General features: G+C 51.3%; 20 protein-coding genes. 7 read left to right on the forward strand and 13 right to left on the reverse strand.

Annotation, left to right across the window (positions count from 1 at the left end; translation table 11 throughout):
- Positions 1-25: 25 nt before the first annotated feature.
- The 3 genes from BZG75_RS11425 (at position 26) to BZG75_RS11435 (ending at position 5,005) form a co-directional block, all read left to right on the forward strand.
- On the forward strand, positions 26-1,201 hold the full coding sequence (locus BZG75_RS11425; protein WP_021024103.1) for a 3-phenylpropionate MFS transporter: 1,176 nt from the start codon (positions 26-28) through the stop codon (positions 1,199-1,201).
- Between the two features lie 130 nt (positions 1,202-1,331).
- Positions 1,332-4,781, forward strand: coding sequence for a PAS domain-containing hybrid sensor histidine kinase/response regulator (locus BZG75_RS11430; protein ID WP_077577057.1), 3,450 nt, complete (start codon positions 1,332-1,334; stop codon positions 4,779-4,781).
- Positions 4,781-5,005, forward strand: coding sequence for a hypothetical protein (locus BZG75_RS11435; RefSeq protein WP_077461897.1), 225 nt, complete (start codon positions 4,781-4,783; stop codon positions 5,003-5,005). Before BZG75_RS11430 ends, BZG75_RS11435 begins: the two co-directional genes overlap by 1 nt.
- A 58-nt stretch (positions 5,006-5,063) precedes the next feature.
- On the opposite strand, the gene BZG75_RS11440 is transcribed toward BZG75_RS11435, so the two are convergent.
- The 7 genes from BZG75_RS11440 to BZG75_RS11470 all read right to left on the reverse strand — a co-directional run bounded on the left by BZG75_RS11440 (position 5,064) and on the right by BZG75_RS11470 (position 10,761).
- On the reverse strand, positions 5,064-5,573 hold the full coding sequence (locus tag BZG75_RS11440; RefSeq protein ID WP_077461898.1) for a hypothetical protein: 510 nt from the start codon (positions 5,571-5,573) through the stop codon (positions 5,064-5,066).
- A gap of 73 nt (positions 5,574-5,646) precedes the next feature.
- Entirely contained in the window at positions 5,647-7,374 is a 1,728-nt protein-coding gene (locus tag BZG75_RS11445) for a sodium:solute symporter family protein (RefSeq protein ID WP_077577059.1), read from the reverse strand.
- A 12-nt stretch (positions 7,375-7,386) separates the two neighbouring features.
- The gene (locus tag BZG75_RS11450) at positions 7,387-7,653 is read right to left on the reverse strand and encodes a DUF4212 domain-containing protein (protein ID WP_021024098.1); all 267 of its coding nucleotides are present in this window, start codon (positions 7,651-7,653) and stop codon (positions 7,387-7,389) included.
- A gap of 180 nt (positions 7,654-7,833) precedes the next feature.
- Positions 7,834-8,466 (reverse strand): MarC family protein, encoded by a 633-nt coding sequence (locus tag BZG75_RS11455; protein WP_077461900.1) that lies wholly within the window; start codon positions 8,464-8,466, stop codon positions 7,834-7,836.
- Positions 8,467-8,501: 35 nt separating this feature from the next.
- Complete coding sequence (locus BZG75_RS11460; protein ID WP_077577060.1) at positions 8,502-9,134, reverse strand: response regulator; 633 nt, start codon at positions 9,132-9,134, stop codon at positions 8,502-8,504.
- Between the two features lie 88 nt (positions 9,135-9,222).
- The gene (locus tag BZG75_RS11465; RefSeq protein WP_077577062.1) at positions 9,223-9,738 is read right to left on the reverse strand and encodes a thioredoxin fold domain-containing protein; all 516 of its coding nucleotides are present in this window, start codon (positions 9,736-9,738) and stop codon (positions 9,223-9,225) included.
- A gap of 48 nt (positions 9,739-9,786) precedes the next feature.
- Positions 9,787-10,761: a helix-turn-helix transcriptional regulator gene (locus BZG75_RS11470; protein ID WP_158009985.1), complete on the reverse strand. Its 975-nt coding sequence runs from the start codon at positions 10,759-10,761 to the stop codon at positions 9,787-9,789.
- Between the two features lie 185 nt (positions 10,762-10,946).
- On the opposite strand from BZG75_RS11470, the gene BZG75_RS11475 reads away from it, so the two are divergent.
- Positions 10,947-12,959, forward strand: a complete 2,013-nt coding sequence (locus tag BZG75_RS11475) for a TonB-dependent receptor domain-containing protein (RefSeq protein ID WP_077577066.1) — start codon at positions 10,947-10,949, stop codon at positions 12,957-12,959.
- 43 nt (positions 12,960-13,002) lie between these two features.
- A complete protein-coding gene (locus BZG75_RS11480; protein ID WP_077577068.1) occupies positions 13,003-13,296 on the forward strand; it encodes a DUF2218 domain-containing protein in 294 nt (97 codons plus the stop codon).
- Here the strand turns inward: BZG75_RS11480 and ykgO are convergent.
- Positions 13,293-13,436: a type B 50S ribosomal protein L36 gene (gene ykgO / locus BZG75_RS11485; RefSeq protein ID WP_077461903.1), complete on the reverse strand. Its 144-nt coding sequence runs from the start codon at positions 13,434-13,436 to the stop codon at positions 13,293-13,295. The two genes, BZG75_RS11480 and ykgO, sit on opposite strands and share 4 nt — an antisense overlap.
- The gene (locus tag BZG75_RS11490) at positions 13,433-13,702 is read right to left on the reverse strand and encodes a type B 50S ribosomal protein L31 (RefSeq protein ID WP_021024093.1); all 270 of its coding nucleotides are present in this window, start codon (positions 13,700-13,702) and stop codon (positions 13,433-13,435) included. Before BZG75_RS11490 ends, ykgO begins: the two co-directional genes overlap by 4 nt.
- 254 nt (positions 13,703-13,956) lie before the next feature.
- Between BZG75_RS11490 and BZG75_RS11495 the strand changes: the two genes are divergently transcribed.
- The gene (locus BZG75_RS11495; RefSeq protein WP_077577070.1) at positions 13,957-15,267 is read left to right on the forward strand and encodes an anaerobic C4-dicarboxylate transporter family protein; all 1,311 of its coding nucleotides are present in this window, start codon (positions 13,957-13,959) and stop codon (positions 15,265-15,267) included.
- Between the two features lie 75 nt (positions 15,268-15,342).
- Here BZG75_RS11495 and aspA read toward each other — a convergent pair whose 3' ends face one another.
- Positions 15,343-16,794: an aspartate ammonia-lyase gene (gene aspA, locus BZG75_RS11500; RefSeq protein ID WP_443216197.1), complete on the reverse strand. Its 1,452-nt coding sequence runs from the start codon at positions 16,792-16,794 to the stop codon at positions 15,343-15,345.
- A gap of 306 nt (positions 16,795-17,100) precedes the next feature.
- Between aspA and BZG75_RS11505 the strand changes: the two genes are divergently transcribed.
- The gene (locus BZG75_RS11505; protein ID WP_021024090.1) at positions 17,101-17,622 is read left to right on the forward strand and encodes an FxsA family protein; all 522 of its coding nucleotides are present in this window, start codon (positions 17,101-17,103) and stop codon (positions 17,620-17,622) included.
- A 113-nt stretch (positions 17,623-17,735) separates the two neighbouring features.
- Here BZG75_RS11505 and BZG75_RS11510 read toward each other — a convergent pair whose 3' ends face one another.
- The 3 genes from BZG75_RS11510 to BZG75_RS11520 are packed head-to-tail and all read right to left on the reverse strand — an operon-like array spanning position 17,736 to position 21,371.
- Positions 17,736-19,694: an acetoacetate--CoA ligase gene (locus BZG75_RS11510; protein WP_077577074.1), complete on the reverse strand. Its 1,959-nt coding sequence runs from the start codon at positions 19,692-19,694 to the stop codon at positions 17,736-17,738.
- A 9-nt stretch (positions 19,695-19,703) separates the two neighbouring features.
- Complete coding sequence (gene maiA / locus BZG75_RS11515; RefSeq protein ID WP_077577076.1) at positions 19,704-20,324, reverse strand: maleylacetoacetate isomerase; 621 nt, start codon at positions 20,322-20,324, stop codon at positions 19,704-19,706.
- Positions 20,325-20,384: 60 nt separating this feature from the next.
- Entirely contained in the window at positions 20,385-21,371 is a 987-nt protein-coding gene (locus tag BZG75_RS11520) for a fumarylacetoacetate hydrolase family protein (protein ID WP_077577078.1), read from the reverse strand.
- Between the last annotated feature and the right edge of the window lie 14 nt (positions 21,372-21,385).

Here is a 21,385-nt window from a genome sequence, read left to right on the forward strand (position 1 = left end):
ATGTCTCTTAATATGAAGTAATGATATGGCATTAACCCAATGTTCCCCCTTTCGTTGGTTGTCAGAATATTTTGGCGGCTTCTTTTTTTCGTATGGCGTGTATTTGCCGTTTTGGGCGATATGGTTTGAGTCTCTAGGCCTTAATTCGGGCGTGATCGGGACCTTGATTGGGCTTGGTTTTGCTACCCGGTGTGTCGCCAACTTAGTGTTTACTCCGCGCGTGCAACAGGTTGAGGCTTTGTTGCCGGCTCTGCGGGCGTTGACCTTGATGGCGTTAGTGACCTGTGCCTTGCATCCTATGATGGGCGCCAATGTGTGGTGGCTGGCTTTCGTCACTGTGTTGTTTAATTTAGCCATTGGTCCAGCGGTGCCCTTGTCTGATGCGTTAGCGAACTATTACGCGCGTCATCGGTATATCGACTATGGTCGTACGCGTCTTTGGGGGTCGATTGCCTTTATTGTCGGTTCGAGCTTAACGGGCTGGTTGGTGACCGAGCAATCGGCGGCAATTATTCCTTGGGTGGCAATCGGTGGCTTATCGGCATGTTTACTGCTGACCTTGCGTCGTCCGACCATCATGCCGCAAAGCGAGCATGATATGACAGGCAGCAAAGTGTCGATGCGTCAGCTATTCCGTGATCGTCAGGTCATTGTATTTTTGCTGATCGCCTCTTTGTTGCAGGGCAGTCATGCCGCCTATTACAGCTTTAGTGCGATTTATTGGAAGCAGGCCGGTTACAGCGAGAGTATCGTCGGCTATTTATGGAGCTTGGGCGTCGTATCAGAAGTGGCCGTATTTGCTCTCGGCGCCCGGCTTTTTAGCGGTTGGTCGTCCAAGTCGCTATTCCAATTGGCTGCGTTAGGCGTATTGATCCGTTGGGGGATAACAGGCACCACCACCGCAGCCATTCCCGTTGTGTTGGTTCAGTTACTCCATGGCGTCACCTTTGCCGGTGCGCACTTGGGTGCCATGCAGTATATTCAGCGTGAATGCGGAACGCGGTTGGTCGCTGCACAAGCTGCTTATAACGCGTTGCCGATGGGCGCGGTGGTCGCGGCTCTTACTACTACAAGTGGGTGGATTTATGCGGTTTCGCCATCGGGAACCTTTTACGCAATGGCGCTGCTTGCGTTGCCTGTTTTTGTGCTCCCATTACGTGAGCCCGAATTTCGACGCGCCAAGCATGCCAGTGTGCAATAAACGGCTTACCGGCTTGCAATAAAGTTAGCTAGAGCGCCCACAAAGCCAGCATTGCATGATTGAGTGGGCGCCGTTGCCGTGGTACACCCAGCCAAAGGATTTGGCACATTATGGCGTCAGGAAGGGAGTCATGACACAAGGCTGGGTAATTGTCTCTGTTTCACTGCTCTATATGGGGGCATTATTTGCCATTGCCTGGTATGGCGATCGCCAGCCGCGCTGGCTTCACAAATGGCGGCCTTGGATTTATAGCCTTTCCATTGCCGTTTATTGCACCTCTTGGACCTTTTTTGGCACCGTCGGCCAAGCGTCCAGCTCTCCATGGTCCTTTTTGCCGATTTATCTGGCGCCGATGTTGGTGTTTACCCTAGGATGGCGCTTTCTCGCTCGTCTCATTCTGATTGCCAAACGCGAACATATCACTTCGATCGCTGACTTTATTGCGGCGCGATATGGCAAGTCTCAGGGACTGGCTGTGATGGTGACGCTGATCGCTGTGGTGGGGGTGCTCCCTTATATTGCGTTGCAACTACGCGGCATTGCCATGGGCCTTGACGTGCTCTCGCCGGAAATGGGGCGGAGTGTTGGCTTAGAACAAACGCAAATTGCGTGGTTGGTGTGTGTCGTTCTCGCCGTTTTTACGGTGTTATTTGGTACTCGACACATTGATAGCACCGAACATCATCGCGGTATGATGATGGCAGTGGCGTTTGAATCTGTCATTAAGCTGGTGGCTTTTCTCGGGGTTGGCGTGTTTGTTGTTGCGCTGTTATTCCAAGCGCCGACGTTGCCAATAACGCTTGAAGCATCAGGCGTTATCGGTGAGCCCGATGTCGGTAGTTTAATCATTCACACCTTTTTAACGGGCGCCGCGATTATTTGTCTGCCGCGCCAGTTTCATACCATGGTGGTGGAAAACACGCGTGCAAGCGATTTGAACATGGCACGTAAAGTCTTCCCAACCTATCTACTCCTGATGCTAATTTTTGTCCTTCCCATGGCTTATGCCGGGCAAGCGTTATTGCCCGGTACACCGGCGGATGCCTATGTGATTCGCTTGCCCTTATCTGTGGGCGCGGAAGGTATGGCATTACTGGCGTTTATGGGCGGTGCCTCGGCAGCCAGTGGCATGGTGATTGTTTCTACCATTGCGCTGGCCATTATGGTCTCCAATGATCTTGTTATGCCGCTGCTGTTACGGCGTATGAAAATGGCCTCTCGCAATTTCGCGCAATTTTCTGGTTTATTACTCAACGTCCGTCGCGCGCTGATTTTCTTGATTTTGATTGCCGCTTGGGGCTTCTATCATTTGATTTTAACTGTCCCAACCTTGTCAGAAATTGGCTTTCTGTCTTTTGCTGCCATCGCGCAATTTGCACCTGCCATGGTTGGCGCCTTGTATTGGCGGCAAGGTAATAAAAAAGGGGTGTACGCTGGGCTAACGGTCGGATTTTCGCTTTGGTTGGTGACCATGATGGTCCAAACCGGGATGCTGGCAGGGGATGGGCAATCCAATATGCTTATCTGGCTGATTACGCCACCATCATTTCCTCCACTCGCCGGGCTTAATATTATTGATTGGGGGTTGGCCTTTAGCGTATTGATGAATGCCGCCAGCTTTATCCTTGTGTCTTTATTAACACGACCGTCACTGAGTGAGCGCTTGCAAGCCGCCGCATTTGTCGGCATGCCATTACCCGAAAACGATGGTGCGCGCTTGTATCAAAGCCGAGTCACGGTCGCAGAGCTTGAGATGCTGGCGTCACGCTTCGTGGGGCGTCGACGCATGCGCCAGGCTTTTAGCCAATTTGCTGAGCAGCGCGGTGAGGAGTTAATGCCACAGCAACAGGCCAGCGCCCCTTTAATTCGTCATACCGAGCGGGTGCTGGCGGGCGTGTTTGGATCGTCATCCGCTCGGCTGGTGCTGTCTTCTGCACTACAAGGACGAAATATGCAGCTGGAGGAAATTGCCACCATCGTGGATGAAGCCTCTGAGTTGTTTGATTTTTCTCGCGGTCTTTTACAAGGCGCCATTGAGCATATCAATCAAGGGATATCGGTGGTGGATAAACAATTACGGCTAGTGGCGTGGAATCAGCGTTATATCGATATGTTCCAATTCCCACCTGGGCTTATTCAAGTCGGACGACCGGTCGCAGACCTAATCCGGTTCAATGCTCAGCGGGGATTGTGTGGGCCGGGCGATCCGGAGGATCATGTGAGCAAACGAGTGATGCACTTAACGCGGCGAAAGCCGCATACGTCCTCGCGTGTTCATCCCGACGGGCGCGTGATTGAATTGCAAGGTAATCCGATGCCGGGCGGGGGCTTTGTCATGACCTTTACCGATATCACCGCGTTCCGCGATGCCGAAGCCGCGCTCAAACAGTCAAACGAAACCTTGGAAGCGCGTGTGACTGAGCGAACCCAGGAATTGGAGCGCTTGAATAGCCGTTTAATCGACGCCACCCGTAAAGCGGAATCTGCCTCGCAGTCAAAAAGCCGTTTTTTAGCCGCAGTGAGTCACGACTTAATGCAACCGCTCAATGCGGCGCGCTTGTTTGCCTCATCACTGAGTGAAATGGCGGTCAACCGCGAAACAGGAACCGCCGCGCAGCATATCGAAAGTGCGCTCGAAAGCGCTGAGGTATTGATTGGAGACTTATTGGATATTTCTCGTCTTGAATCGGGCAAGATGAAAGCCCGGATTGAATCCTTTCCATTGAGTGAAGTCTTTGATGCGCTTGAAGCGGAATTTGGAGTGTTAGCACACCGACAAGGCCTCGATTTTCATGTCTGCCGCAGCCGGGCCATTGTGCGCTCGGATAAAACCCTCCTTAGGCGAGTATTGCAAAACTTCTTAACCAATGCCTTTCGCTACAACCCAGACGGACGGGTGTTATTGGGCGTGCGCCGTACCGGCCATGATTATCGAATCGAGGTTTGGGATGATGGGGATGGGATCCCGTTGGCTCGCCAGCAAGATATTTTTCAAGAGTTCACTCGGATTGAGCGCCAAGGTGCAGAGCAGGGGCTGGGACTGGGGTTGGCTATCGCGAAAGGCATTAGCCAAATCTTGTCTCAACCGTTGGGACTGAAGTCATGGCCAGGCAAGGGGACTGTTTTTTCCGTCACTGTTGATGGCAGTGATATCCGCCAAGTGAATGCTATTCCGAAAGGCGCCACACCAACGCTGCACAGCGCCCAGGTGTTGGAAGGGTGCCGAGTATTATGCGTTGATAATGAACAAGATATTTTGACCGGAATGACCCAGCTTTTATCACGTTGGGGCTGTGATGTGCGGTGCGCGCAAGATGTTGGCGAGGCAATGCAGCAAATCAGTGAACAATGGCAACCTGAATTTGTGCTGAGTGACTATCATTTAGCCAACCAACAAACGGGCCTACAAGTATTACAGCAATGCCAGCTAAAGTTGGGCGCTTGTTTTCATGGCGTAATGATCAGCGCTGACCGCAGTACTGAAACACAACAGGCGGTAACTGGGCTAGGCTTTACGTATCTGTCTAAGCCCGTGAAGCCGCTGAAGCTACGGACCCTATTACAACAGCGAGGAAAATAATGACGCCGTTTGCATTCGCGCGCCTTGAAACCGATATCGGTACCGTCAAGGTCGAAGGACGATTTGATCCTATTGATGGTCATATTGAAGTCGATGAACTTGCTCACTTGGATGGCGACGGATGGGCCGATGTGAACCACTGGCTTGCTGAACAAGCTTATGAACACAAAATCGCTGTGATTATTGCCGCGATTCGACCTGCCGTGATGTCGCTGAATAGCTAGTGGCTCCCTTCGCTGGGGCCATCATCGTATCATCAATTATGACGCATTTTGTCGTCGACTATGATGCGTCTTGGGCTTGCTGGTGTTCGGTGTAAAAGGTCTTGTGCTCGATAAACGTAGCAGGCGTTTGCGCAAAATAATGGCTACCCGCCATGCTCACTGCGACGCGGATTTGTGCATCATTACTCTTTGGTGCTGGCAGTGATACGAGCCAGTGGGTACCTTTATCACCGGTGGCTTGCATTGCTTGGGGCGAGGTCTGTGCCAGGCCAATACGAACACCTTCTAAAGGCAACTCACTGACTAGCTGCAACGTAAGCTGATTATCCTCGATCCCTTGTGACTCCAGTTTGAGTTTCATATCACCATTTTCGAGCTGACAAAATCCGCTGGTATAGCGACAGTTGGAGCGGACAGCAAGCGGGTAGCTTTTCCCCGGTTGGGCCGCCTTGGGCGCTTCAGACACACTGGCATCGACCGCAAAATAGGCTATCACTGCGAGCACTGGCGCGACTAGCATCGCGATAACTACATGCTTGTTGGTTAATAAACGCGTTATCGTTGACATCATGCCTCTCCTTGGCTGGACATAATCGGTCGTTTAAAAGCCCCCGAAGGGGCTTGGATAGTTTAACACTGTATCAGTGTGATTGCGCATCACCCGCACCCGATGGCATGCGAACGTGTTCGACTAAGTCTTGCACCTCTTGCGGTGTTTCCTTCGTCATGCGTGACACAATGATAGCGACAACAAAGTTGCAGACTGCCCCGACTGCACCAAAGGCATTGGGTTCAATCCCTAAGATCCAGTTGCTGCCTAAGCCTTCTAAGTAGGTCCAATCAGCGACAAACAGAATCCCTTTATGTTGGAAGACATAGAACAGGGTGACACTGATCCCCGCTACCATACCCGCAATTGCGCCCTCTTTATTGATGGTTTTGGTGAAGATCCCCATCATCAGTACCGGGAATATCGATGACGCGGCCAAACCAAAGGCAAGTGCCACTGTCCCGGCCGCAAAGCCTGGTGGATTGAGCCCCAAGTATCCAGCGCCGGCAATCGCTAATGCCATGGATATCCGGCTCGCCATCAGCTCGCCTTTTTCACTGATATTCGGATTGACGACCCCTTTAATCAGATCATGAGATATCGCGGACGATATAGCCAATAATAACCCGGCTGCGGTCGATAAAGCGGCCGCCAGGCCACCGGCGGCAATCAAGGCGATCACCCAGTTAGGCAGTTTGGCGATTTCGGGATTGGCCAGGACAATAATATCGCGGTCAACGCGTAATTCGTTGGTTGCCGAATCCGACGTGTACTGAATTTTTTGATCGCCGTTTTTATCATCAAAACCAAGTAGCCCGGTTTTTTCCCAGTTTTTGAACCAGTCTGGACGTTCGTCATAGACAAGATTGTCGCCATTAGGCAGATTCACAGTGTCCATTAAGTTCAAGCGCGCCATTGCCGCGACCGCAGGTGCTGAGGTGTACAAAATCGCGATAAAGAACAGCGCCCAACCCGCAGAAGCCCGAGCATCACGTACCTTAGGCACGGTAAAGAAACGGATAATGACGTGGGGTAAGCCAGCAGTACCAATCATCAGTGACATGGTGTAGGCAAACATATTGAGCGTACTGCCACGCACTGCGGTGGTGTATTCCACAAAGCCAAGTTCGGTGACCACCTGATCCAGTCGATCGAGCAGATACTGATCGGTGCCCGCCATGGTGCTACCGAGACCCAGTTGTGGGAACGGATTACCAGTCAAGTTAAGGGAAATAAAGATTGCGGGAATGGTGTAAGCTAAAATGAGTACGCAATATTGAGCAATTTGGGTATAAGTAATGCCTTTCATCCCGCCCATCACGGAATACATAAAGACGATCACCATACCGATTAATAGCCCGGTGGAGTAATCCACTTCTAAAAAGCGACCAAAAGCCACTCCAACCCCTTTCATCTGACCGATAACATACGTCACTGAGGCGATGATTAAGCAGATGACAGCGACGATACGTGCGGTTTTTGAATAAAAGCGCTCACCGACAAACTCTGGCACGGTAAATTTGCCAAACTTACGGAGATAAGGCGCGAGCAGCAATGCAAGAAGCACGAAGCCGCCAGTCCAACCCATTAAAAACACCGAACCGCCATAACCCATAAAGGCAATTAAGCCGGCCATTGAAATAAAGGAAGCGGCTGACATCCAGTCTGCAGCGGTAGCCATCCCGTTTGCGATGGGGTTGACCCCGCCGCCCGCGACGTAAAACTCCTTAGTGGAGCCTGCGCGTGCCCAAATTGCAATCCCGATGTAGAGTGCGAATGTGAACCCGACAACAATATAAGTAATGGTTCTTAAATCCATGTGTTTATCCTCTTACTCGTCGTCAACACCGAACTCGCGATCGAGTTTGCGCATTTGTTTGGTATACACAAAAATGATGCCGAGGAAGGTATAAATCGATCCCTGCTGAGCAAACCAGAATCCTAATTTGTAGCCGCCAATTTGAATGGTATTGAGAGCATCAACGAATAAGATCCCGCAGCCAAATGAGACCACAAACCAGACAATCAGTAAGCTGATCATCAGTTTTACGTTTCTGTCCCAGTAGGCTTTTGCGTGTTCCTTGCTTTGAAACGCCATCGCCTTCTCCTTGTTTATTACGTTAATGGAATGTTACGTAATGACGATAGCAGGGGTTAGGCAAAGCGACATTGCAACTTTAGTCGAGCTTAGTTGTAGGCAATCGGAGGAAAAATCAGGTGTTTTGTGAGGTAGGTTGGGCTGGCTCCGTGTGAGCCAGCCAAGGCTTTCGCCAAAGGTCTAACTTAAGTGGTAAAACTTTTGGACCCCTTCGAGTAAATTAGCCACTGCCACCGAGGCGAGAATCAGCCCCATTACGCGACTGATAATCGAAGCGCCCACATTACCAATCACTTTGTGAATCACATTGGCCCCGAGGAGTAAAGCCAAGGTCGCGAGCAGAACTAAAAACATCACTCCCGCGGTGATCGCTTGTTCAGCAATGGCATAGCGGTTGTTATCGGTGAGCATCACAATGGCCATCATGGCGCCGGGGGAGGCAATGGAAGGCACAGCCAACGGATAAACGGCCGTTGCCGCTATCTCGGCTTTATCCACGTTTTCGCTCAGCATTTTGGCCTCTTGGCTGGGTTTGCCTTCGCCGAAAATCATGGTCAGAGCAAAAAGAAGGAGTACTAAACCGCCCGCGGCTTGAAATGCGGGCAGTGGAATTTGCATCGCTTCTAACAAAATCTGACCAATAATGAGAAAGAAAAGCAAAATCGCAAAGGAAATAGTGACGGCTTTAATCGCAACGCGGCGTTTTTGTTTCGCCGTCATATGGCTGGTTTGCGAGAGATAAATGGGCACGCTACCGACAGGATCGATCACGGCCCATAAGATCACGAATTGTGTAGCCAGAATACTTAGCATGGGCGCTCCATAATAGGGTCGAGGGCGCTAGCGTATCAAAGTTCTATATTGGATTGCTGCAATAAAATCACCGCTTGCGTACGATTTTTCACCCCGAGCTTGCGGAAAATAGCCGTCATATGCGCTTTGATGGTGGCTTCGGAAACGGCGAGATCGTAAGCGATTTGTTTATTGAGCAGACCGTCACAGAGCATCCGCAACACCTTATACTGCTGCGGTGTCAGCGCAGCGAGTTTGCTAGATAGGCACTCGCTGTCATCCTCCTCGCCGAGATCATCAGGAAAACAAGGCGTTCCCTCGAGTACCTGGGTTAATGATTGCACCAAGGCGCGCATATCGCTGGACTTAGGGATAAAGCCAAACGCACCATGTGAATGCACTTGACGGATCACATTGCGTTCTTCGCTGGCAGAGACGACGACAATGGGCAGGCTAGGATATTGGTTGCGCAGCTCAATCAGACCGGACATGCCGTTAGCGCCGGGCATTTTGAGGTCGAGTAGGACTAAATCGACGTCAGCATCTCGTGCGAGTATTTTATGCAAGCTATCTAAGCTATCTGCTTCCAACAGGTTGGCACCGCTTATCGCCATATGCACAGATTGAAATAAGGCATTTCGAAATAGTGGATGATCATCAGCAATAACGATGGTGTGTTGCGCTTCCATAATGCGGCTATCTTTCCCTTCAGTTTCTTTCAACCTATCACCCGATGCGGGGCTTATCAATTTTGTAACAAGAGAACTAAGAGATTGATCATTCCTTGCTTTTTACTGACGGCATAAGTGCATGTTCATTGAGGTGAGCGAGAAATGCCTCAGGAGGTAAAAAGCCGGTTATACGCGCCGCTTGATCTCGTTCCCCCGTGGGAAGCCAAAAATCGAGAGTCGGTAAGCCTGCTACTGCTTGGCTACGCATCAAGGCAAAATCTTCCGGACGGTTTTTACTCAGGTTCACTTTAATTCGGTGCATAGTATTAAGTGGCTTAGCCACTGCCGGATCGGTAAATGTTTTTTGCGCAAACTGTTTGCATGGAATGCACCAGTCGGCGTAATAGTCGACAAAGGCGACTTGTTGATTGGTAGCGGCTTTGGCAAGCTCAGCCTCAAGCGCGGCTTGGCTATTAACGGTCACAAAGGTTGGCGCCGTGACGGTATGCGATGTTGTCGCAGGGATGGTAGCTTGTTGCGAACGAACAATATAAAGCGCACTGGCGGCTAATGCGGCAACCAACAATCCAGCAGTCAATGCGACACGGCGACGCTGTCTCATATGTTTTCCTTTTCATGTTAATAGGATGAGTATACACAAATACCATGATCACACCGCACGGGTGTGCGACTGGATCAACTGACCGGGCGTCATACCAAACTGACGCTTAAATGCGGTGACGAAATTAGAGGGGTGATGGTAGCCCGCCCAGTAAGCCGCTTCGCCAATTGAAATCGCCTCATGTAGCAACTTTTCTTTGACCACCGCGAGCCGGCGGCGGCGAATGTAATCAGACACGGGCACGCCCAAATGAGTACGAAAACGACGCTGCAGTGTGCTGCGACTCAGGCCGCACGCGTGTGCAATGGTCGATAAGGTCAATGCGGTATGCAGTTTGGTCTCAATATACGCGACGGCTTTTGCGACTTGTGGTTCATGGGTGGTAGGGATGTGTTCGATAACAGGCTCAATGATCAGATGAGCGGCTTGGTCACACAGATACTTGATGATGGTGAGTGCATGTAGATGCTGGGTCAGGGGATCAGCCTCATGTTGCCTATTAATACTGGGTAATAAGGCGCGAATGGAGTCAAGTATGGAGGTACTCGGTTGCCAGCGTACATAGCCTAAATGATGGCGATGCAAGCCACTAAGCAGTGGCAAGGCTTGCTCGTCTGCATAGCCATTAAGCCATTCGGGGGGTAGCAATATGTTCACTTTTTTCAGGTGGTTCCCCTCAATTAAGCGACGGCGAAAGGTGCTATCACGACCCACGGAGACGGCAAGCGCTTGGGGCTGGTGGCGTGCATCACACCGATAGGTGTGGCCATCGTAGGCAAACTCCAGCATGCCTTCGAGGACTATCACTAGCGTGATCCCCAGATGGGCACGGTGGAGCACATTGGCATCACATAACTCATCGGTGATCCCGCCATCGACCTGCAACCCTCCCGGACATAAGGTATGTGAGAACTGCCCTCGCACCAGAGATTGCGTCCGTTGCGAGTGGTTAGCCATGATCTCGGCGTGACCCTCTGCGCTGGATTCTCGTTGTGTGCAAACAACAGACACGGGTGCTGCCATAGTGTTCCCCCTTAACATGCTGCATCAACGCGCTATGCATAAAAGCTCTGCACATAAAAGCTCTGCGCATAAAAGCTTGATGCACGCGCATAACTCTTTTTTCTTCCTGAAAACCACTTAAACAGTAACATAAATGCGAATTAGTATCATTTAGTTGTTTGGGTTGTCCAAGAAGGAAATGAATTATGACGTTGTTACTTCCCGCCAAGGCGCGTCCGGCTTTGCTTGCGCTGAGCATTGCCAGTGCTTTGTGTCCCTCTGCGATGGCTGATAGCCCCGAAGGTGAAAGCATAGAAACGGTGTCCGTGTGGGGCACAAAAGTGTCTAGCTCCTCCCGTTACCTGGGGGAGGCCGATCTTACCGTGAAGCAGCCCGATCACCTCTCTGACTTATTGCGTGATATTCCCGGTGTGGATGTGGGCGGCACGCACTCGCTCACCCAGCGCATTAATATCCGTGGCTTTACCGAACAAGATCTGGATATCACCGTCGATGGCGCCTCACAAGGCGGTAAAATGTTCCACCACATCAGCAACCTCACTTTAAATCCTGACATTTTGCAGCGTGTTGATGTCGCGGTGGGCGCATCGTCGATTCTCACTAGCGAGCTGGGGGGCGCGGTCGCGTTTGAAACCAAAGATCCGTACGATCTCTTGCGTGCGAATGAGACATTTGGGGCACGCCTAAGTGGGGGCTGGGGCAGTAACGATTACCAGCAAGGCTCGTTGACCGTTTATGGGTTGTTGAGTGATGAATGGGATGCGATGGCATATATCAGCCGTTTTGATCGCGACAACTTTAAAGACGGCAATGGGCATCGTACCTTCGGCGGTGAAGGTGAGGTCACTAATGGCTTAGTGAAACTAGGTTGGGAGCCTGAGAGTGGGCATCGCTTTGAAGTCAGTTATGACAAGTACCGCGATAAGGGCGATTACCTACCGCGTCCTGATATGGGCGTGAGCTTCAACCGCAATCGCACGGGCGAAATGACCCTGCCAGTGACCTACGATCGTGATACCGCGACGATCAACTATGAATACACGCCGTCACAAACCATCGAATTAAAAGCGCTGGCCTATTATAACCAGCTGTCACTCACCCGTGATGAAACCGAATTTGCGACCCACCCATTTCTGGCTGACCGCAAAGGCGTCAACGTGGCAGAAGACACGAATATTGGGGTAAAACTCAGTGTGTCGCAACGTATTGGCGATCATCAGCTCGCGTACGGTGCGCACTATGAAAACCAAGACAACGACACCCAATTTGCCAAACCGGGTGTACAGATTTTGGAGTCGGCCGACAAGATTGCGCTGTATGTGGAAGACAAGATAGCGCTGACCTCACGCTTTTCGGTGACACCAGCGGTACGTTATGACAGCTTTGATCGTCGAGCGACCAGCTCGAGTCAGCGTTACGATGATGTGTCGCTGGCGTTGGGTGCAGAGTTTGTCGCTAACGACTATCTCACCCTGTTTGCCAACAGTCGAGAGCTGCACAAAGCGCCGCCGTTGAATGAATCATTCACCACCACAGCACTGAGTGAAAGCGCGGATAAAGACTTGAAAGCCGAGCATGGCCGGACCGATGAAATTGGTGTGCGCCTCTCAAACGCAGCGGCGCAAAAAGACTACTTGTTAACCGCCAATCTGACGGTGTTTCGCACTGAGCTCGATGATGAAATTGTGGTGCGTAGTTACAAAGATGGCAGTGGTAATTGGGCTTATGAAACCACCAACCGTGGCGATGCCACCTATCGTGGCTTTGAGGCCAGTACCTATTGGGCATGGCAGCAGTGGACGGCGTCAGCCAGTTACAGTCGTACGGATGTGAGTTATTCAGAGGCGTATCAACTGGATCAAATTTTTGGTCGCGCTCGCCACCTCGGCGATACCCTTGCCTTGAATGCGGATTACGCGTTGAACCGTTGGGATATGCTGCTGGGGTGGAACACCCAAATTCAGCGCTCGACCACCGTTCCTGATAGCAACTTGACCAAACCGGGCTACACAGTACACAACGTGTTCGCTCAGTGGCAACCGATGGCGGTAGACGGTTTCACTTTGACGGCTGGGGTCGACAACTTGTTTGACAGTCGCTATCGCTCGCATGCGTCAACGTCAGGTGAACGAGGCGCAGAAATCCTCGATTACGAGCCCGGCCGCAATATTAAATTGACGGCGTCCTATCAATTTTAACGCGATGAGGCTGGCATTCATGCCAGCCTACCAAGGAGAACGTATGCCTAGTATGACTACGATGATTGAGTCCGAGCATGCCCCGCGTTACTTGCAGACCTTGTGTCGTCACTTTGGTCGCAAAGTCGAGGCGAGCTGGGATGAGCAAACAGGACGCGTACATTTCCCTGCGGGAGTGTGTGATATGCAGGTGCAAGGAACCCAGTTGCGTGTTACATGCCATGCCGACGATGAAGCGAGCTTAACCTTGGTGACTGAGACGGTCAGTAGCCACATCAAGATGTTTGCCCGCAGAGACGCACTGCCCCATCAGTGGCAGTGCGTCGCCGACGCTTAGGCGCGTTTTTTCGCGCGCCCTTGCACGGCTTTAAAACGCGGATTCGTTTTGCAAATGACAAACATGCGTCCGCGGCGACGGATAACCTGGCAATCAGGGTGACGCTGGCGGGCGCTTTTCAGTGAGTTCAATACCTTCATGACGACGCCTTTTGACTGCGACCAATTTGGCCAAACTTGCGCGCAAAGTTGGCGGCGCGCCCCTCTTTATTGGCAGCGCGTTGTTTACCTGTGTACACCGGATGTGAAGCGCTCGAGATATCCAACGGGTAGTAAGGATAGGTTTTGCCATCTTGCCACTCAATGGTGCGTGATGTTTGCAAGGTTGATCCGATTATAAAATAGGCGTCAACGCTGGTGTCATGAAAAACGACAGGGCGGTACTCGGGATGGATATTGGCTTGCATAATGACTCCGTATTAATTGTTATGATATAACATAACAATTAAAGACAGGAAAGAAAAGCCTGCCTAGTGTCTAGGTTAAAGATCTCAATTTCCGAACTTTTTGTTGTCAGTTCGCGAAAAGTGTTACTTTTTCTTACTTGAATCAACATACGCGTTACGGGGCCTGGTTAGACTTTGGCCATGGTGCTGGGCGCGTTTGCTCTCGTGTGTGAACGCGACGTAGTGGGAAAGTSTATCCAAAGTAGGAGAAAATTATGTTTTTGGTTGAGTTATTAGTGGTACTCAGCTGCATCTTAGTGGGTGCCCGTATCGGCGGCATCGGTTTAGGTGTGATGGGCGGGCTTGGACTCTTAGTGTTGAGCTTTGTGTTCGGGTTGCAACCGACGCATCCTCCGATTGATGTTTTATTAATGATCATGGCGGTAGTTGCCGCTGCCGCGACCATGCAAGCGGCAGGGGGCCTCGATTTTTTAATTAAAATTGCCAGTGGCATTCTGCGCAAAAATCCACGTCATATTACTTTTGTTGCACCTTTAGTGACGTATGTCTTTACCATGATGGCAGGGACGGGACACGTGGCGTACTCGGTGTTGCCAGTTATTGCCGAAGTGAGCCGCAAAAGCGGGATTCGTCCTGCCCGCCCACTCGGTATGGCGGTAATTGCCTCACAGTTTGCGATTGTGGCCAGCCCGATTGCCGCTGCTGTGGTGGCATGTGTCGCCTTTTTAGAACCGCAAGGCATCACACTGACAGATGTTCTATCAGTGACCATTCCTAGCACCTTTATCGGTTTGGCGCTGGCGTGTGTGATCGTGAATAAACTGGGCAAAGAGCTTAAAGACGATCCTGAATATCAACGTCGTCTGCAAGATCCCGCGTTTCGCCGGGAAATGGAAGCTGACCTCGCGGTTGAAGATATCGAAGTCACCCCTGAGGCGAAAAAATCGGTTGCATTGTTCTTATTCGGTGCGTTAGCCGTGGTTATTATGGGGGCTTTCCCTGCTTTGCGTCCGGCATTTGATGGTGAGCCAATGGGCATGGCCCACACCATTGAAATCGTCATGTTGTCGGTTGCTGCGTTAATTATTCTGACTTGTAAACCAGACGGTAATGCGATTAGCCAAGGCTCAGTATTCCATGCTGGGATGCGTGCCATCGTTGCTATCTTTGGTATTGCTTGGTTAGGGGATACCTTGGTTGCCGGCCATCTAGATATGGTCAAAGACGCGGTATCTGGCTTGGTTGAAGTGGCGCCCTGGACATTTGCTTTTGCCTTATTTGCCCTATCAGTGATGGTGAATAGTCAAGGTGCAACGACGGCGGTGCTTGTTCCAGTAGCGATTTCGCTTGGCTTACCTCCTTCGATGATCATTGCCACCTTTGTTGCGGTAAATGGTTATTTCTTCGTCCCGAATTATGGTCCGATTATCGCTTCAATTGATTTTGACCGCACCGGTACCACGCGGATTGGTAAGTATGTGTTCAACCATAGCTTTATGTTGCCAGGCTTACTGAGCATGGTCTTTAGTATTGCATGTGGTTTGTTGATTACCCAGGTGTTGTAGCGGCTGTTTCACCGGCATGAAAAAGGGCGCTATAAGCGCCCTTTGTTGTTTTATGGTTGTTGTGATTTTGACCGACTAAGCGTTAAAGCGTTTACCGCGGTATTTGGGGTGCATGAGGTTCTCAACGGAGAAAATCTCATCAAGCTCAGACTCTGTCATCAAACCACGCTCGAGTATCACCTCTTTAACACTTTTACCGGTTTCCGCACAAATCTTGCCGACAATATCGCCTTCGTGATGACCGATAAAGGGGTTGAGATAGGTGATAATCCCAATCGAGTTATGCACGTAGTGCTCGCACACTTCTTGGTTAACCGTAATCCCGCTTACACACTTCTCACCCAAGTTCCGGCAGCCATTCGCCAGGATGGAAATAGACTCAAACAGTGCCTGCCCAATTACGGGCTCCATCACGTTAAGCTGAAGTTGGCCGGCTTCGGCAGCAAAGGTGATGGTAGTGTCGTTCCCCATGACTCGATAACAAACCTGATTGACTACTTCAGGGATCACCGGGTTGACCTTGGCAGGCATGATGGATGAACCGGCTTGCATTTCAGGCAAGTTAATTTCATTCAGTCCTGCACGAGGGCCAGAAGAAAGTAGGCGTAAATCATTACAGATCTTCGATAGTTTCACCGCCAGGCGTTTTAGCGCGCCATGCACCATGACATAGGACCCACAGTCTGAGGTGGCTTCAATCAAATCTTCTGCCGGGATACAAGGTAAACCAGTAATCTCTGCGAGGCGTTTCACCGCCAGTTGCTGGTAACCTTCTGCAGCATTCAACTTCGTCCCGATCGCGGTGGCGCCTAAATTCACTTCTAAAAGCAGGGCCGCCGTATATTTGATGTTTTTAATCTCTTCACGCAGCAGCACAGAGAAGGCTTTGAACTCTTGTCCCACTGTCATTGGCACCGCATCTTGCAGCTGGGTACGGCCCATTTTTATGACATGAGAGTACGTGTCTGCTTTGACATCGAATTCTTTTTGTAAGTAATCAATCGCATCCATCAGTTTGAGAATGCTGTTATATACCGCAATTCGAAATCCGGTTGGATACGCACAGTTAGTGGATTGGCTCTTGTTGACGTGATCGTTAGGGTTAATCACATCATAATCGCCTTTCTCGTGCCCCATCAGTTCAAGCGCAAGGTTGGCAATTACCTCGTTGGCGTTCATGTTCACCGAGGTGCCCGCGCCGCCTTGAAAGACATCCGAGGGGAACTGATCCATGCATTTGCCGGTTTCCAACATCTGGTCACAGGCTTTGATGATGTAATCACCGACGTCAGCAGGGATCACGCCAAGTTCTTGGTTGGCCATTGCGGCGGCCTTTTTGGTGTAAACCATGCCGCGTACGAAATCTGGGATATCAGAAATACGGGTGCTTGAAATAGTGAAGTTCTCAATCGCGCGCAAGGTATGAATGCCATAATACGCATCTGCAGGCACCGCTCGTTGGCCGAGTAAGTCCTCTTCCAAGCGGGTGGCAGTGGTTTGCGTAGGGGTATCATTGGGGGTAATAATCGTCTGAGACATGCGTTGGCCTTAACATCAAGTTATTATAATGATTAAAACGTCGCCACAAATATTGCTGTAGAATCCATTCCTCAGAGATTTTGGCTGGATGTATCGTCTATTACATCGTTTCAACCCATATTACAGCACATGATGCGGTTGAAATGGCTGACTTCCGTCACAGCTGTAACATGATGACTAAACAAAATGCGCTTTCTTGCGCTGGGATTCAAGCAGTAAATACAGGATCCCGGTTCGGCTTTTGCCTTATTTTGATGTTAGGATGAAACGTCAATTTTTAGCGCGAGGTGAACCGTGTTTCCAGTCTTACTACTGCTATTTATTCTGGTCCCAGTGATCGAAATTGGCCTATTTATTCAGGTCGGCGGCTGGCTGGGCTTGTGGCCGACCTTGGCGTTGGTTCTGATCACGGCATTTGTCGGTGCGTCTTTGGTCCGTAATCAGGGGTTGATGACGCTGGCCTCGGTGCAGGACAGACTCAATCGCGGTGAGTTACCAGCGCAGCAAATCCTTGAAGGCGTGATGCTTGCGGTAGCAGGTGTCTTGCTGTTGACGCCAGGCTTTATGACCGATGCGATGGGGATGTTGGTGCTGCTACCAGCACCGCGTGCGGCGCTCGCCAAACAAGTGATGAAACGGGTCACTGTGTCTCAAGCGGGCTTTGGCCAAGGCGGCTTCCACCAAGGAGGTAATACGCAAGGCCCCTTTGGTGACGATCCTTTTCGTCGTGGCGGGCGCGATGACGATGGCAACACCTTTGAAGGTGAGTACGAGCGTAAAGACGATGACGACGATGACAATCATCGCCTAAGATAACGTTTACGTTGTAAAAAACATCGACAAAAATGGCCGCACACTGCGGCCATTTTTAGTTTTTTGCGGACCTTATGGGCCTATTGCACTATTGTCGTTTATTCAGCGAGTGTCGTTTATTCAGCAAGCTCAGGGCGTTGGCGATATTGGTCGAGTGATGCTGGGTTATCCAGTGCGCTTAACTGTGCCACGTCTTGGCCATGGACCACATCGCGCACCGCCAACTCAGCCAGTTTGCCTGACTTGGTGCGCGGAATATCGCTCACCTCGGCAATCACGGCGGGAACATGACGCGGTGTACACTGGGTTCGGATGGTTTTTTTGATGGCTTGCTTGATTGGCTCATCCAGTGTCACGCCGGCGGCGAGTTTGACGAATAGCACCACGCGGACATCATTTTGCCATTGCTGGCCGATGACCACTGAATCCATGATCTCGCTAAGCTGATTTACATGGCGATAGATTTCCGCCGTACCAATTCGCACCCCGCCTGGGTTTAATACCGCATCAGACCGACCATAAAACACCATGCCGCCTTGTACGGTCAGGCGCACATAGTCACCATGGAACCAGATGTCATCAATCTTGTTCCAGTAGGCATTGTGATAGCGACTGCCATCGGTATCGTGCCAAAAGCCAACCGGCTGGTTGGGGAAGCTATTACAACACACCAGCTCACCTTTTTGCTCTTCAACCGCTTGGTCTTGGGCGTTAAACACTTGTACATCGAGCGCCAAGCCCCGCTTTTGGCTTTCACCGCGATAAACCGGTGACAGCGGGCTGCCAAGAACAAAACAGCCACAAATGTCGGTGCCACCCGCAATCGAGCTTAACTGCAGATCAGACTTTATTTTTTGATAGACATAATCAAACTGCTCGGGCGCAAGTACCGAGCCGGTCGAACATAGGACGCGTAGCGACGCCAGCGAGTAATCATCTTTCGGCGCTACGCCTTGTTTTTCCAATGCCTCTAAGTATTTGGCTGCGGTGCCCAAAAGGGTGAGCCGGTGCTGCTCGGCCAGTCGCCATAGTACCCCCGCATCCGGATAAAACGGTGAGCCATCATAAAGCACCAAGGTCGCGCCGCTTGCCAAGGCACTGACCTGCCAATTCCACATCATCCAGCCGCAGGTGGTGAAGTAGAAAAAGCGATCGCCGGGGCGCACATCCGAATGGAGCTGATGCTCTTTCAAATGATTGAGCAATATTCCCCCTACCGAATGAATAATGCACTTGGGCTTACCCGTGGTGCCGGAAGAGTACAGCACAAAGAGTGGGGCATTGAACGCCACGCGGGTAAAGCGAAGCGGTGGCGCGTCCTTGGCTAATAAGTCTTGCCAGTTATCCACGCCAGCAGGTAAAGAAGGTCGCTCGCCATCAAAAGGGATCACCACTAGGCGCTCAATGGCCGGTACGTTATCCACCACCTGCTGTGCTTTATTCAGGCAGTCATAGGTTTTGCCGTTATAGTGGTAATGATCGGTGGTAAACAGCACTTTGGGCTCGGTTTGGCCAAAACGGTCTAACACACTGTCGACGCCAAAATCCGGTGAGGTTGAGGTCCAAATCGCGCCCAGTGCCGCGGTGGCAAGCATCGCAATCACGGTTTCAGGCAGGTTAGGTAAATAGCCAGCAACCACATCGCCCGGCTGAACACCTTGCATATCTAGGTAGTGACGGATGGCCGCGACCTGATCGACGAGCTCACGCCAAGTGAGGGTTCGTGCTACCTCATGCTCACCGCTAAAAATCATCGCCGGTTGGTCGGCATATTGCTCTGCGTGCTTGAGCAGGTTTTCGGCATAGTTCAGACGTGCGGTGGGAAACCAGTGGCTATCTCGATTGGGGTGCTCGGGATCGATATCGCACACTCTCTCGCCCGGATCGCCGATCACGCCGGAAAATTGCCATAATTGTTGCCAAAAATCGCCGCTTTGACGCACTGACCATGCATAAAGATCGTCATAGCCACTCAGCTGGGTGTCGTGAGTCTGATTCACGGCACGGATAAACGCGGCGAGTAAGGTGTGGGTTTGACGTTCCTTATCCGGCGCCCACAACAATCCGTCTTTCATGTCCTCTCCTTAGCTCTTATCAGGGTGTGCCTGTATAAATGCATCCAGCGTTTGGCACTGTGCCTCAATGCGCGTCAAAGTTGGGTAGGTCGTTAAATCAAACGCAAATCGGCGTGCATTAAACAGCTGCGGTACCAAACAAATATCGGCCAAATTAGGCGCTTCGCCGCCAATAAAGGGGCTGTCTAATCCCTGTAGTTTGGCTTCCAAGCCATCGAACCCTTGTTTTAGCCAATGGTGATACCAAGTGATTTTGTCATCATCACTGTGGCCAAAGGGGCCGGTTAAGTATTGCAGAACCCGTAAGTTATTGAGTGGATGCACATCACAGGCAATATCGAGCGCCAGAGATCGGCACTGGGCTTTTTGCACTGGATCACTGGGGAGCAGTTTTACCTGCGGATAGCGCTCATCGAGGTATTCAATAATGGCCAGTGATTGGCTCAAGGTGACATCGCCATCGACCAAGGTGGGCACTAAACCGGCGGGATTGAGCGAACGATAGGCGTCACTGTGCTGATGTTTATCCAGCAGAGAAACGGTTTCTCGTTGGTAGGTAAGGCCTTTAAGGCCAAGGGCGATGCGGACGCGGTAGGCCGCGGTCGACTTACTGTAATCATAAAGCAGCATACAAGCTCCTAGACGGCGTCAACGTCAAGCGCGCCTAGAGGTACTAGGCGCGCATCAAGGTTACTCTGCGATGTAACGGGTCACAGTTTGCTCAATGGCGCCGAAAATAGACGCATCTTGGCTGTCGCGCATATCGATAGTGACGCTATCGCCAAAGGTCATAAACGGAGTTTTTGCCTCGCCTTGGTCGATAATTTCCAGCATGCGCTTTTCGGCTAAGCAGCAAGAGCCTTTACTGCGATCGGTATTGGACACGGTGCCGGAGCCAATAATGGTCCCGGCACTGACATGACGGCTTTTCGCTACATGGGCGACCAGTTCGGCAAAATCAAAGGTCATATCGACACCGGCGTCGGGCGAGCCAAACCAGTCGCCGTTCAGAGTGACATGCATCGGCAAGTGGACTTTATGGTCGCGCCAGTGATCGCCCAGCTCATCGGGGGTAACCGCCACCGGTGAAAATGCAGAGGCGGGCTTAGATTGGAAAAAACCGAACCCTTTGGCAAGCTCGCCGGGGATCAGGTTGCGCAGAGAAACATCGTTGACCAGCATCAGCAATTTAATGTGTTGGCCGGCTTTGTCAGCGCTTAGGTGCATGGGCACATCATCGGTGACGACGGCTAGCTCGGCTTCAAAATCACAGCCCCATGCATCATCGACCAATTCAATCTCGTCACGTGGACCGAGAAAGCCATCAGACATGCCTTGATACATCAAAGGATCGGTCCAAAAACTCTCAGGCATTTGTGCACCGCGTGCTTTGCGCACCAGTTCAACGTGGTTAACGTAGGCGCTACCATCCGCCCACTGAAAGGCGCGGGGCAGCGGTGAATCGCAGACACTTGGGTCAAAGGCAAAAGACTCACTGACTTGGTTGTCGTTGAGCGCGTCATAGCGCTGAGTCAGTTTGGGCGCAAGTGTCGCCCAATTATCGAGTGCCGCTTGTAGTGTGGGCGCAATATCGTCGGCGTGGACGGCGCGAGTAAGGTCGCGAGAGACCAAAATCAATTTGCCATCACGTCCGTGTTTGAGTGAAGCCAGTTTCATTGCTTTCTCCTTCG

The organism is Salinivibrio sp. AR640 (genome assembly GCF_001995405.1).
Taxonomy (GTDB): Bacteria; Pseudomonadota; Gammaproteobacteria; order Enterobacterales; family Vibrionaceae; genus Salinivibrio; species Salinivibrio costicola.

What these genes read in the sequence shown, in the direction of transcription:
- BZG75_RS11430 (WP_077577057.1), top strand. Translation starts at nt 1,332, where the DNA reads ATGACACAAGGCTGGGTAATTGTCTCTGTTTCACTGCTCTATATGGGG.
- BZG75_RS11495 (WP_077577070.1), top strand. Translation starts at nt 13,957, where the DNA reads ATGTTTTTGGTTGAGTTATTAGTGGTACTCAGCTGCATCTTAGTGGGT.
- BZG75_RS11520 (WP_077577078.1), bottom strand. Translation starts at nt 21,371, where the DNA reads ATGAAACTGGCTTCACTCAAACACGGACGTGATGGCAAATTGATTTTG.
- BZG75_RS11480 (WP_077577068.1), top strand. Translation starts at nt 13,003, where the DNA reads ATGCCTAGTATGACTACGATGATTGAGTCCGAGCATGCCCCGCGTTAC.
- BZG75_RS11435 (WP_077461897.1), top strand. Translation starts at nt 4,781, where the DNA reads ATGACGCCGTTTGCATTCGCGCGCCTTGAAACCGATATCGGTACCGTC.
- BZG75_RS11510 (WP_077577074.1), bottom strand. Translation starts at nt 19,694, where the DNA reads ATGAAAGACGGATTGTTGTGGGCGCCGGATAAGGAACGTCAAACCCAC.
- BZG75_RS11445 (WP_077577059.1), bottom strand. Translation starts at nt 7,374, where the DNA reads ATGGATTTAAGAACCATTACTTATATTGTTGTCGGGTTCACATTCGCA.
- BZG75_RS11455 (WP_077461900.1), bottom strand. Translation starts at nt 8,466, where the DNA reads ATGCTAAGTATTCTGGCTACACAATTCGTGATCTTATGGGCCGTGATC.
- BZG75_RS11465 (WP_077577062.1), bottom strand. Translation starts at nt 9,738, where the DNA reads ATGAGACAGCGTCGCCGTGTCGCATTGACTGCTGGATTGTTGGTTGCC.
- ykgO (WP_077461903.1), bottom strand. Translation starts at nt 13,436, where the DNA reads ATGAAGGTATTGAACTCACTGAAAAGCGCCCGCCAGCGTCACCCTGAT.
- BZG75_RS11490 (WP_021024093.1), bottom strand. Translation starts at nt 13,702, where the DNA reads ATGCAAGCCAATATCCATCCCGAGTACCGCCCTGTCGTTTTTCATGAC.
- BZG75_RS11440 (WP_077461898.1), bottom strand. Translation starts at nt 5,573, where the DNA reads ATGTCAACGATAACGCGTTTATTAACCAACAAGCATGTAGTTATCGCG.
- BZG75_RS11450 (WP_021024098.1), bottom strand. Translation starts at nt 7,653, where the DNA reads ATGGCGTTTCAAAGCAAGGAACACGCAAAAGCCTACTGGGACAGAAAC.
- BZG75_RS11460 (WP_077577060.1), bottom strand. Translation starts at nt 9,134, where the DNA reads ATGGAAGCGCAACACACCATCGTTATTGCTGATGATCATCCACTATTT.
- BZG75_RS11425 (WP_021024103.1), top strand. Translation starts at nt 26, where the DNA reads ATGGCATTAACCCAATGTTCCCCCTTTCGTTGGTTGTCAGAATATTTT.
- BZG75_RS11470 (WP_158009985.1), bottom strand. Translation starts at nt 10,761, where the DNA reads ATGGCAGCACCCGTGTCTGTTGTTTGCACACAACGAGAATCCAGCGCA.
- BZG75_RS11475 (WP_077577066.1), top strand. Translation starts at nt 10,947, where the DNA reads ATGACGTTGTTACTTCCCGCCAAGGCGCGTCCGGCTTTGCTTGCGCTG.
- maiA (WP_077577076.1), bottom strand. Translation starts at nt 20,324, where the DNA reads ATGCTGCTTTATGATTACAGTAAGTCGACCGCGGCCTACCGCGTCCGC.